Annotated in this window: 10 protein-coding genes; 3 read left to right on the top strand and 7 right to left on the bottom strand. The window is 73.7% G+C overall.

Features of this window, described 5'->3' with window-relative positions; translation table 11 throughout:
- From ACFSHS_RS08460 to ACFSHS_RS08450, 3 genes are all read left to right on the top strand, one after another.
- On the top strand, positions 1–373 hold a 373-nt coding region (locus ACFSHS_RS08460; RefSeq protein ID WP_376874053.1), incomplete at its 5' end, for a hypothetical protein.
- 170 nt (positions 374–543) lie between these two features.
- Complete coding sequence (gene leuA, locus ACFSHS_RS08455; RefSeq protein WP_376874051.1) at positions 544–2277, top strand: 2-isopropylmalate synthase; 1734 nt, start codon at positions 544–546, stop codon at positions 2275–2277.
- A 34-nt stretch (positions 2278–2311) separates the two neighbouring features.
- Positions 2312–3040, top strand: coding sequence for a VOC family protein (locus tag ACFSHS_RS08450; RefSeq protein ID WP_376874049.1), 729 nt, complete (start codon positions 2312–2314; stop codon positions 3038–3040).
- 70 nt (positions 3041–3110) lie between these two features.
- Here the strand turns inward: ACFSHS_RS08450 and mnhG are convergent, their stop codons facing one another.
- The 7 genes from mnhG to ACFSHS_RS08415 form a co-directional block, all read right to left on the bottom strand.
- Complete coding sequence (mnhG, locus tag ACFSHS_RS08445; protein WP_376874048.1) at positions 3111–3566, bottom strand: monovalent cation/H(+) antiporter subunit G; 456 nt, start codon at positions 3564–3566, stop codon at positions 3111–3113.
- Positions 3563–3892: a monovalent cation/H+ antiporter complex subunit F gene (locus ACFSHS_RS08440; protein WP_376874046.1), complete on the bottom strand. Its 330-nt coding sequence runs from the start codon at positions 3890–3892 to the stop codon at positions 3563–3565. Before ACFSHS_RS08440 ends, mnhG begins: the two co-directional genes overlap by 4 nt.
- Positions 3889–4449 (bottom strand): Na+/H+ antiporter subunit E, encoded by a 561-nt coding sequence (locus ACFSHS_RS08435; protein WP_376874044.1) that lies wholly within the window; start codon positions 4447–4449, stop codon positions 3889–3891. The genes ACFSHS_RS08440 and ACFSHS_RS08435 overlap by 4 nt, the downstream gene beginning before the upstream one ends.
- On the bottom strand, positions 4446–6170 hold the full coding sequence (locus ACFSHS_RS08430) for a Na+/H+ antiporter subunit D (protein ID WP_376874042.1): 1725 nt from the start codon (positions 6168–6170) through the stop codon (positions 4446–4448). The genes ACFSHS_RS08435 and ACFSHS_RS08430 overlap by 4 nt, the downstream gene beginning before the upstream one ends.
- Complete coding sequence (locus ACFSHS_RS08425; RefSeq protein ID WP_376874040.1) at positions 6167–6664, bottom strand: Na(+)/H(+) antiporter subunit C; 498 nt, start codon at positions 6662–6664, stop codon at positions 6167–6169. The genes ACFSHS_RS08430 and ACFSHS_RS08425 overlap by 4 nt, the downstream gene beginning before the upstream one ends.
- Positions 6661–9546, bottom strand: a complete 2886-nt coding sequence (locus ACFSHS_RS08420) for a Na+/H+ antiporter subunit A (protein ID WP_376874038.1) — start codon at positions 9544–9546, stop codon at positions 6661–6663. Before ACFSHS_RS08420 ends, ACFSHS_RS08425 begins: the two co-directional genes overlap by 4 nt.
- A 204-nt stretch (positions 9547–9750) precedes the next feature.
- Positions 9751–11568: an ABC-F family ATP-binding cassette domain-containing protein gene (locus ACFSHS_RS08415; protein WP_376874036.1), complete on the bottom strand. Its 1818-nt coding sequence runs from the start codon at positions 11566–11568 to the stop codon at positions 9751–9753.
- Between the last annotated feature and the right edge of the window lie 17 nt (positions 11569–11585).

Here is an 11585-nt window from a genome sequence, read left to right as displayed (position 1 = left end):
CGCGCACCTCGACACCCGCCACAGCGACGAAGGCGTCTGGTTGCACGAGCCCCGCCGGGACCGTCCTGAGCACTGGTTCACCTTCAGCAGGGACAGGGACGGCCGCGACTCCGTGCGTCGCCGGGCGGGGGTCGCGCCCGCGGACCACCACCTCCTCCGACCAGGGGACTCGCCACCCGCCCGTCGGGCCGCCCGACGTCGCGCGGCGGAGCTGCGCAGGAGGGAGGAGTACCAGCGGCGGCTCGACGCCGGCGAAGTCCCTCCGCTCGAGCCGTTCCACTGCGCCTGCCCGGCCGCCTGCGACGAGCTCGACGACTGGAGCGGCCGGCCGGTGCACGCCGACGACTGCTCGTGTTCCTGCGATCTCGGCTGACGCGCTGCTACCGTGGGCCCGTGCGCGGCAGCCTCCTGCTTATCAGCCGCGGCGAGGCCCTCTCCTAGGTCGGCCCCCTCGCCGCGGAGACCTGCCGCGATCGAGTGCGTTCCCGGCGCTGCTGACCGCCCCATCGGAGCTGAGTCCAGCCCGCGCCAGAGGAGCCAGTCGTGAACGCAGAGCACCCCCACGTACGCAACCCGCAGCAGCCCTCGCGGATGCCGATCCACCGCTACACCCCCTTCACCCCCGTGGTGCTGCCCGACCGCACCTGGCCGGACAAGGTCACCACCGTCGCCCCGCGCTGGTGCGCCGTCGACCTGCGCGACGGCAACCAGGCGCTGATCGACCCGATGACGCCCGACCGCAAGCGCCGGATGTTCGACCTGCTGGTCCGCATGGGCTACAAGGAGATCGAGGTCGGGTTCCCGGCGGCCAGCCAGACCGACTTCGACTTCGTCCGGCAGCTCGTCGAGGAGGACCTGGTCCCCGACGACGTCACGATCCAGGTGCTGACCCAGGCCCGCGACGAGCTGATCGAGCGCACCTACGAGTCGCTGCGCGGCGCGAAGCAGGCCATCGTGCACCTCTACAACTCGACCAGCACGCTGCAGCGCCGGGTCGTCTTCGGGTCCGACCGGGCCGGCATCGTCGACATCGCCGTCCACGGTGCGGAGATGGTCCGCAAGCTGGCCGAGCAGATGGGCGACACGGAGATCTTCTTCGAGTACTCCCCCGAGTCCTTCACGGGCACGGAGCTCGACTTCGCCCTCGAGATCTGCAACGCCGTCACCGACGTCTGGGAGCCCACCCCCGACCGCCCGACGATCCTCAACCTGCCGGCGACGGTCGAGATGGCCGAGCCCACCGTCTACGCCGACCAGGTCGAGTGGATGCACCGCAACCTGGGCCGGCGCGACGCCGTCGTCCTCAGCCTGCACCCGCACAACGACCGCGGCACCGCCGTGGCCGCCGCCGAGCTGGGCTACCGCGCCGGCGCCGACCGCATCGAGGGCTGCCTGTTCGGCAACGGCGAACGCACCGGCAACGTCGACCTGGTCACCCTGGGCCTCAACCTGTTCAGCCAGGGCATCGACCCGCAGATCAACTTCTCCGACATCGACGAGATCCGCCGCACCGTCGAGTACTGCAACCAGCTGGGCGTGCACGAGCGGCACCCCTACGGCGGCGACCTGGTCTACACCGCCTTCTCCGGCTCCCACCAGGACGCCATCAACAAGGGCTTCAAGGCCCTCGAGGCCGACGCGGCGGCCGCCGGCAAGCCCGTGGACGAGATGCCGTGGGCCGTCCCGTACCTGCCGATCGACCCCAAGGACGTCGGCCGCAGCTACGAGGCCGTGATCCGGGTGAACAGCCAGTCCGGCAAGGGCGGCGTCGCCTACATCATGAAGACGGAGAACCAGCTCGACCTCCCGCGTCGGCTGCAGATCGAGTTCAGCGCGGTCATCCAGCGGCACACCGACGACGAGGGCGGCGAGGTCACCGCCGAGCAGATGTGGGCGGCGTTCTCCAACGAATACCTGCCCGACCCCGCCGCGCCGTGGGGCCGCTTCGCACTGACCGGCCACCGCCACCAGGCCCACGGCGACAAGGTCGACGAGATGGTCGTCGAGCTGACCGACCACGGGGTGCCGGTCACCGTCGAGGGACGGGGCAACGGGCCGATCGCCGCGTTCGTCGACGCGCTGAAGAGCCTCGACGTCGACGTCCGCGTGCTCGACTACGCGGAGCACGCGCTCTCCTCGGGCGGGGACGCCAAGGCCGCCGCGTACGTCGAGTGCGCCGTCGGCGACCGGGTGCTCTGGGGCGTGGGCATCGACCCGAACATCGTCAGCGCCTCGCTGCGCGCGGTCGTCTCGGCGATCAACCGCGCCCAGCGATAGCCCCGATCGGGCCGCGGCGCGGCAGGATGCGGGCGTGACGGCTCAGCTGACCCCCTACCTCGTCGTCCGGGACGCCCGCGCGGCCATGAACTGGTACGCCGAGGCGTTCGGCGCCCACACCGTCGGGGACCCCTACCTGGACGGCGACCGCATCGGCCACGCGGAGCTCGACCTCGCCGGGGCCACGGTCTACCTCGCCGACGAGTACCCCGAGACAGGGCTCGTGGGCCCCGAGGACGGGCGGGTCAGCGTCACGCTGCACCTGTCCGTGCCCGACGTGGACGCGGCGATGTCCCGTGCCGAGTCCGCCGGGGCGACGGTCGAGCGCCCGGCGACCGATGCCCCGTACGGGCGCACCGGCGTGGTCGTCGATCCCTACGGCCACCGCTGGATGCTGCAGACGCCGGCGGCCGCACCCACCACGGGCCCACGGCCAGGGGACGCGGTGTACCTGACCCTCAACGTCCCCGACGGCGCCCGGGCGCTCGACTTCTACGGCGCGGTCCTCGGCTGGACCGCCGTCCCCGGGTCCGTGCCCGACGGCTGGCAGGTGGAGGGCACCAGCCCGCTGGTCGGCATCGGCGGTGGCGCCACGGAGCCGGGCACCGTGCCGATGTACGCCGTCGACGACATCGAGGTCGCGGTCGCCGCCGTCCGGACCGCCGGCGGGCAGGCGGGTCCGATCGAGCGGAAGTCCTTCGGGCTCTCGGTCCTGTGCCGCGACGACCAGGGCCTGCCGTTCTGGCTCGGCCAGCTGCGGTGAACGAGAACCCCGTCCTTCTCACCCTCGCCAGCCCGGGGGGAGCCTCGGGACGGGGCCGCAGGATGGTCCCTCACGGGGCTTCGCGGTCCTCCCGCCGGCTCTCTTCCAGGGCCTGCGCCGGGTTCTCGGGCAGGGCGTCCGCCGGCTCGTCCCCCCGGTAGACGCTGTCGCGCCCCTCTGTCTCGCGCAGCTCGTCGACCACCAGCAGGTCGCGGCGGACGTGCCGGCGCCGGTAGGCCACCCGGCTGATCATGTGCGCGCTGACCGGCGCCGTGAGCAGCTGGAACGCCGCGACCAGCAGCAGCATCCACGTCGCCGCGAGGCCCTGCAACCGGATCGCACCGCCCACCATCACCAGGAGGACGCCGAGGACCTGCGGCTTGGTCCCGGCGTGCATCCGGGACAGCACGTCGGGGAAGCGCACCAGCCCGACGCCGGCCGTCAAGCAGAGGAAGGCCCCGGCCAGCAGGCAGCCCAGCGCCACCACGTCGGCCACCGACGCCAGCACGTCCATCAGGCCGCTCACCGCCGCTGCCCCCCGTCCTCGGCCGCGCGGGGCAGGCCCAGGTCCCGGCCCTCGCCCGTCGCCGACCGCAGCAGCATGCCGCCGATGTACCGGGCGATCGACACCGACCCGACGAAGGCGAGCAGCGACACGACCACCAGGACCGGGACGACCGTGGGGTCCCGCTCGAGCGCGGCGTGCACGGCCAGGCTGGCCGAGATGATGACCAGCAGCGTGTCGGTAGCCACCACCCGGTCCAGCAGCGACGGGCCGCGGGCCAGCCGGACGAGCGCCAGCAGCGCCGCGGTGCCGAGCATGGCCTGGGTGATGACCTCGACGGCCGTCACGGCGCCGCCCTCGCAGCCGTCGGCCGCAGCGCGGCGATGTCGTCGGCCGACCCGAACGCGCGGACGATCCGGTCCTCCGTGGCGAGCACGCCCGCCTTCTGCCGCTCCACGTCGGCCAGGTCGGCGGCGTGCAGCAGGTGGACCGAGATCTGGCGCTGCTCGCGGTCCAGGTCCAGCACCAGCGACCCCGGGACCAGGGAGATCGCCTCGGCGACCATGGTGAGCAGCAGGTCGGAGTCCGCGCGGAGCTGGACCCGCACGATCGCCCCCCGCCCGGCACCCCCGGGCCGGAGGGCCCACCAGGCCACCTGCGCGCCGGACACCACCAGGTCGACGAGGAAGTGGCCCACGAAGCGGACCAGCGGCCCCGGCCGTACCCGCGTGCCGCCCACCACGGGCGGGAGCGGGAGCAGCACCAGGACGACGACGGCGATCGCCAGGCCGGAGAGCAGGTTCGCCCACGACCAGGTGCCCCACAGCAGGATCCACACCAGCACCAGCCAGGCCACCAGCGGCAGCTGGTGGCGCAGCCGCGACGTGGCCGGTTCGACGGTCACTCGCCCTCCTCGGCCGGGACCGGATCGCCGAAGACGGCCGTGATGTAGGGCGCCCGGTCCAGGAGGTCCTCGGCAGCCCGGTCCGTGTAGCCGTACAGGGCCCCCGCGACGACGGTCAGCCCGACCGTCACCGCGACCATCGCCGCGGTGGCGGCCGCCATCACGCCGGGCAGCGGTCGCAGCGCACGCACCGCCCCCGCCCGCGGGGCCGGATCGGCACTCCCGGCGGTCGCCACCTCGTGGTGCCGTCGCCACGCCGCCCGGCGGGCGGCCTGCCGCGGGGTGCGGTGGCCGTCGCCGGCGGGACCGCCGGCCCCCACGAGCGCCGGCACGCCATCCCCGTCGCCGGCGGTGGCCGCATCCCCGGCGGCCGCGGCGGCCGTGTCGGCGGCCGGCTCCTGGGTGGGCGGTCGCCAGAACGCCCGGGTCCACACCCGGGCCACGGCGAGCAGGGTCAGCAGGCTGGTCACCACGCCGCCGGCGACCACCGTGAGCGCCAGGGGGCTGCCGTCGGCGATCCCGGCCTGGAGCAGGCCCAGCTTGCCGATGAACCCCGACAGCGGCGGGATCCCGGCCAGGTTCATGGCCGGGACGAAGAACAGCACCGCCAGCAGCGGCGAGCGGGTGGCCAGCCCGCCGAGCCGGTCCATCGAGGTGGACCCGCCCTGGCGCTCGACGAGTCCGGCGACGAGGAACAGCGTCGTCTGGATGGCGATGTGGTGGGCGACGTAGAAGACGGCGCCCGCCAGCCCGGCCGCCGTCCCCAGGGCGATGCCGAACACCATGTAGCCGATGTGGCTGACGAGGGTGAACGACAGCAGCCGGCGGATGTCGGTCTGGGCGACCGCGCCGAGGATCCCGATCAGCATCGTCGCCAGGCCCGCCCACATGAGGACGTCGTCGAGCCCGCCGCCGGGGAACAGCAGGGTCTGGGTGCGGATGATCGCGTACACGCCGACCTTGGTCAGCAGTCCCGCGAACACCGCGGTGACGGGGGCCGGCGCGGTCGGGTAGCTGTCGGGCAGCCACGCCGACAGGGGGAACACCGCCGCCTTGATGCAGAACGCGATCAGCAGCATCGACTGCAGCAGCAGCTGGGTGCCCGCCGGCAGCTCCGCCAGCCGGGTCGCCAGCTGCGCCATCGTCACCGTGCCGGTCGCGGCGTAGACCAGGCCGATCGCCGCCAGGAAGATCAGCGAGCTGGTGAGGCTGACGATCACGTAGGTGACGCCGGCCCGCACCCGCGGGGCCGAGCCACCGAGGGTCAGCAGCACGTAGCTGGCCATGAGCAGGATCTCGAACCCGACGTAGAGGTTGAACAGGTCGCCGGCCAGGAACGCGTTGCTGACGCCGGCGATGAGCACGAGGAACGTCGGATGGAAGATCGACAGCGGCGACTGCTCCGACCCGTCGGCCGACCCCTGGCCGACGGCGAAGACCAGCACCCCCAGGGCGACGGTCGAGGCGACCACGAGCATCAGCGCCGACAGGCGGTCGACCACGAGGACGATGCCCAGCGGCACCGGCCAGCCGCCGACCGACACGGCGGTGGCGCCCTGCGCGTCGGCCTGCCAGAGCAGCAGCAGCGACACCGCCAGGACGGTGACGAGCACGAGCAGGCTCACCGTCCGCTGCGTCCGCGGGTGCCGGCCGACCAGCAGGGTGCCGGCGGCACCCAGCAGCGGGAGCAGGACCGGCAGCGGGGCGAGGACGGAGATCACCGGCTCCCCCCGGCGATCGGCAGGTCGACGTCGTCAGCGGCGCGTTCGGTCAGGGGCCGGCGTCTGAGGCTGTCGGCGTGCGCCGCGGGGCGGTCCTCGGGAGCCAGCTCGTCGGGGTCGAGCTCGTCGACGTCGGTGTCGTGCCGCGCTGCGACGCGGCGGTCCTCCTCGTCGGTCGCGACCGCCTCGTTGCGGGCCAGGGCCCAGGAGCGGTGGATCATCGCGAGGACGAACGCCGCGACGCCGAACGTGATGACGATCGCGGTGAGGATGAGCGCCTGCGGCAGCGGGTCGCTCATCTCGTCGGCCTCGGCCACCCCGAGGATCGGCGGCAGCCCGCCCGGGCCGGCCGAGGACAGCAGCAGCAGGTTCGTGGCGTTGCCCAGCAGCAGGAAGCCCACCAGGACACGGGTCAGGCTGCGGTCGAGCAGCAGGTACACCCCGGCCGCGTACAGGCCGCCGATGATCACCGGCAGGACGACGGTCGGGGTCATCGCACGATCACCTCTCCGGGCTCGATCTCGATCGGCTCGCCCTGGTCCTCCTGGCGGTCGAGCTCCGCGCCCAGGCTGCGCAGGATGTCGAGGACCAGGCCGACGACGATCAGGTAGACGCCCATGTCGAAGAACAACGACGTCACGAGCTTGACGTCGCCGAGCACCGGCAGCGTCGTCTCGAGGATCGCCGTCTGCAGCACCTCGGCGCCGAGCAGGAGCCCGGCCACGCCGGTGCCCCCCGCGAAGAGGAGCCCGGCGCCGAGCAGCAGCCCGGGGTCGACGGGGGCGGCCTCACCCAGCTCGTACCGGCCGCCGGCGAGGTAGCGGAGGACCAGGGCCAGGCCCGCGACGAGGCCGCCGGCGAAGCCGCCGCCGGGCTCGTTGTGCCCCGAGAAGAGCAGGTACAGGGAGAACACCAGGATGGTGTGGAACAGGGTGCGGGTGATGACCTCGAGGACCACGGAGCGGCGCTCGGGCGGCAGCGTGGCGCTCGCGGCGAGCCAGCGACGCCGGGGCGCCCGGCCGCCGGGGGCCAGGGATGCGCTCCGCACGGCGGCGTCGAGCCGGTCGACGCCACCGGTTCGGCCACGCAGGAAGACCAGGCTGGCCACCCCGGTGGCGGCGACGACGAGCAGCGAGATCTCGCCGAGGGTGTCCCAGGCCCGGATGTCGACGAGCGTGACGTTGACGATGTTCTTGCCGCCGCCGAAGTCGTACGCCTCCTCCGGGTAGGCGACCGACACGGGGGTCGCCGTCCGGGCGGACAGGGCCACGGCGCCGACGGCACCCATCAGGACGCCGACCGCGACGGCGATGACCCCCCGGCCCACCCGTTCGCGGGGCCGGTGGCGCTCGCTGATGTCCTTGGGCAGCTTGCGCAGCACCAGCACGAAGACGACGAGGGTGAGCGTCTCGACGAGGAACTGGGTGAGCGCGAGGTCGGGTGCGCCCTGCAGCGCGAAGAGGACGGCCATGCCGTACCCGGTGACCCCGACGACCAGCACGACCGACAGCCGCTGGCGGATCCGCAGCGCCAGCCCGGCGGCGATGAGCACGACGACCCCGACCAGCGCCTGCACCGGGGTGTCCCAGGCCCGCCACTCCCCCGGCCAGGGGGCACGCGTGACCAGCACCGTGCCCGGCAGCGCGAGCACAACGACCAGGATGGTGCCCAGGTAGGCCGGCAGCGACCCGCGCTGGGTCGTCCCGGTGACCAGCACCGACAGGCGGTCCAGGCCCTGGACGACGTTCCAGTACCCCTCGTCGGCCGAGGAGCCGACGGCGAGGCTCCCCTGCAGGCGGTGGACCCGCTTCCGCGCCGCGAACAGTGCCGCGCCGCCGAGCAGGCTGATCGCCGACAGCAGCAGCGCGGGCTGCCAGCCGTGCCAGAGCGCGACCTTCTCCGATTCCTCGGCGACCAGGGGCAGCGTGTCGGCGTACCCCGCCACCAGGGGGCCGAGCCACGGGCTGGCCGGCCCGGCCAGCAGCCCGACCAGGGCGAGGATCGCGGGGGCGAGCAGGAACAGGGCACCGGGTGCGTGGACGAGCTCGGCCGGGACGACGAGCGGCAGCCCGGGCTTCCGGGCGAAGGCGCCCCACCAGAACCGCAGCGTGTAGGCGGCGGTCAGCGCCGAGCCGGCCACGAGGACGGTGAGGACGACGACGGCCGCGCCCCGGTCGGTCAGGCCGCCCGCCAGCAGCGCGGCGAAGGCGGCCTCCTTGCCCACGAACCCCAGCAGGGGCGGCACCCCGGCCATCGAGAGCGCGCCCAGGCCGCCGATGACCGCCAGGACGGGGAGCCGCCGGCCCAGGCCCGACAGCCGGCGCAGGTCCCGGGTGCCCGTGGCGTGGTCGACGACGCCGACCGTGAGGAACAGCGTGGACTTGAAGAGGGCGTGCGCCACGGTCATCACGAGACCGGCCGTCGCCAGTTCCGTGCTGCCGGCACCCATCAGCACCATGAGGAAGCCCAGCTGGCTGACCGTGCCGAAGGCGAGCAGGAGTTTGAGGTCGGTCTGCCGGATCGCGCGGTAACCGCCCACCAGCATGGTCGCCGAACCCAGGCCGAGCACGATCGGCCGCCACCCGGGCTGGTCGGCCAGACCGGGAGCCAGTCGCGCCACCAGGTAGATGCCGGCCTTCACCATCGCCGCCGCGTGCAGGTACGCGCTGACCGGTGTGGGCGCCTCCATGGCGGCCGGCAACCAGAAGTGGAAGGGGACCATCGCCGACTTGGTGACGGCCCCGACCAGGACGAGGACCGTGCCGGTGACCATGCCCGTGCCGCTGCCCGGGGAGGCGACGACCTCCGAGAGCAGGTAGCTGCCGCTGGCCTCGCCGATCAGCAGCACCCCGACGAGCATCGCCAGCCCGCCGGCGGTGGTCAGGATCAGCGCCTGGGTGGCCGCCCGCCGGGCCGCCAGCCGGGAGCCGCCGCCCCCGATGAGCAGGAACGAGAAGATCGTGGTCAGTTCCCAGAAGACGTAGAGCAGCAGCAGGTCGTCGGCCAGGACGAGCCCGAGCATGGCGCCGGCGAACGCGGTGAGGTTCCCCGCGAACCGCGCCGTCCCGTCGTCGTCGGCCTCGAAGTACCGGGCGCAGTAGAGCAGCACGAGCGCGCCGACGCCGGTGACCAGCAGCGCGAAGGTCAGCGCGAGCGGATCCAGCCGCAGCGCGATCTCCAGGTCCAGGGCCGGGATCCACGGCACGGACTCGCGGACCTCGCCGCCCCCGGTGACCGCGCGCAGCCGCGTGAGCAGCCAGCCGAACCCCGCGGCCGGGACCAGCGCGAGGAGGACGAACGCCTGCCGGCCCCACCAGCGCACGAGCAGCGGCGCCGCCACAGCGGTGATCAGGTGGAGGAGCAAGAGTTCGAGCACGGGTCTCCGGGGAGTCACAGGGCTTCTCGGACACCACTGACGTCGGACGACGGCCGGCGGTGCCCCCAGCCTACCGGCCGCGGTCGGCCCGGCCGATGTCGCACGGATGCCCGCTCGCCGGTGCTCCTCGCCTGACGCTCTGCCTCTGCCCACCGTGGTGGGCAGAGGCAGAGCGTCGGCGGGGGTACTGCCGACCCCGGACGGTCAGCCCTCGGCGATCTCCGAGGCGACCAGCCAGGCCTCCTCGACCTGTTCCTTCTCCGCCTGCAGCGCCCGCAGCTGCGTGTCGAGTTCCGCCGCCCTGGTGTAGTCGGCTGCAGCCGCCGCGAGCTGCTCGTGCAGCCGCTGCTCGTCGGCGTCGAGCTTGAGCATCCGGCGCTCGAGCCGGCTCGCTTCCTTCTTCGCCGCCCGGACGTCGGCCGCCGTGACCGCCGGGGCGGGCGACGAGGGCCCGCCCGCGGGCTTCGGTGCCGCCCCGGCCGCGGTGGACAGCGGGGCCCCGCCGGCCGCCCGGCGTTGCAGGTACTCCTCCACGCCGCCGGGCAGCTCGGCGAGCGTCCCGTCGCCGAGCAGGGCGACGACCTTGTCGCACACCCGGTCGACGAAGTACCGGTCGTGGCTGACCACCAGCACCGTGCCGGGGAAGCCGTCGAGCAGGTCCTCCAGCGCCGTCAGGGTGTCGATGTCGAGGTCGTTCGTGGGCTCGTCGAGCAGCAGCACGTTGGGCTCGGCCATGAGCAGGCGCAGCAGCTGCAGTCGCCGGCGTTCACCTCCGGAGAGGTCACCGACCGGCGTCCACTGGCGGTTGGCGGCGAACCCGAAGCGCTCGGCCAGCGACGACGCGGAGATCTCCTGGTTGCCGATCCGGGCCACGCGGGCGACGTCCTGCACCGCCTCCAGCACGCGGGCACGCGGGGGCAGCTCGCTCACGTGCTGGGAGAGATAGGCCGGCGCCACCGTCTGGCCCACCACCACCTTCCCGGCGTCGGGTCGCGTCTCGCCCACGAGCAACCGGAGCAGCGACGTCTTCCCGGCGCCGTTGACCCCGACGATGCCGATCCGGTCGCCGGGCCCGACGTGCCAGGTCAGGTCCTTGAAGAGCGTCCGCGGGCCGTCGTCGGTGGGGACGGCGTAGTCGACCCCCTCGACGTCGTAGACGGTCTTCCCGAGCCGCCGGGCGGCGAAGCCGGCCAGCGCCAGCGAGTCCCGCGGCGGGGGCTCGTCGGCGATCAGCGCCTGCGCCGCCTCGATCCGGAACTTGGGCTTGCTCGTCCGGGCCGGCGGCCCCCGACGCAGCCAGGCGAGTTCCTTGCGCACGAGGTTGAGCCGGCGCTCCTCGGTGACCGCGGAGATCCGCGCCCGCTCCGCCCGGGCCAGCGTGTAGGCCGAGTAGCCACCGTCGTAGGCGTGGACATTGCCGTCGGCGACTTCCCACGTGGTGGTGCACACCTCGTCGAGGAACCACCGGTCGTGGGTCACCACGACCAGCCCGCCCGCCCGGGCGCGCACGTACTCGGCGAGCCAGGCGACCCCCTCGACGTCCAGGTGGTTGGTGGGTTCGTCGAGGACCAGCAGGTCCAGGGGCCGGATCAGCTGCGCGGCCAGCGCGACGCGGCGACGCTCACCACCGGACATGGTCGCGACCGGGGCGTCCAGGCCCAGCCGGTCGAGCTCCAGGCCGGTCAGCACGGAGCGGACGGCGGGGTCACCGGCCCACTCGTGCTCGGCGGCGAACATCGACGGTGGCAGGACGACGTCGCGGACCGTCGTCCCCGGCGGGAGGGTGCCCGACTGGTCCAGGACGCCCAGGGCGAGGTCCCCACGGCGGGTGACCCGGCCGGAGTCGGGCTCGTCGGCCCCGGTGAGCAGGGACAGCAGCGTGGACTTACCGCCGCCGTTGCGGCCCACCACGCCGATCCGCTCGCCGGCCGCGACGCCCAGGGAGACGTCGTCGAGGATCACGGTCGTCCCGTGCGCCTTGTGCACCCGCTCGAGATTGACCAGGTTCAGGGGTGCGCTCATCGGAGCCCAGTATCCCC

Source organism: Blastococcus deserti (assembly GCF_042682525.1).
GTDB lineage: Bacteria > Actinomycetota > Actinomycetes > Mycobacteriales > Geodermatophilaceae > Blastococcus_B > Blastococcus_B deserti.
The sequence above is the reverse complement of the archived record's forward strand: the minus strand, read 5'-3'. Positions and strand labels throughout refer to the sequence as shown.

What these genes read in the sequence shown, in the direction of transcription:
- ACFSHS_RS08425 (WP_376874040.1), bottom strand. Translation starts at nt 6,664, where the DNA reads ATGACCCCGACCGTCGTCCTGCCGGTGATCATCGGCGGCCTGTACGCG.
- ACFSHS_RS08415 (WP_376874036.1), bottom strand. Translation starts at nt 11,568, where the DNA reads ATGAGCGCACCCCTGAACCTGGTCAATCTCGAGCGGGTGCACAAGGCG.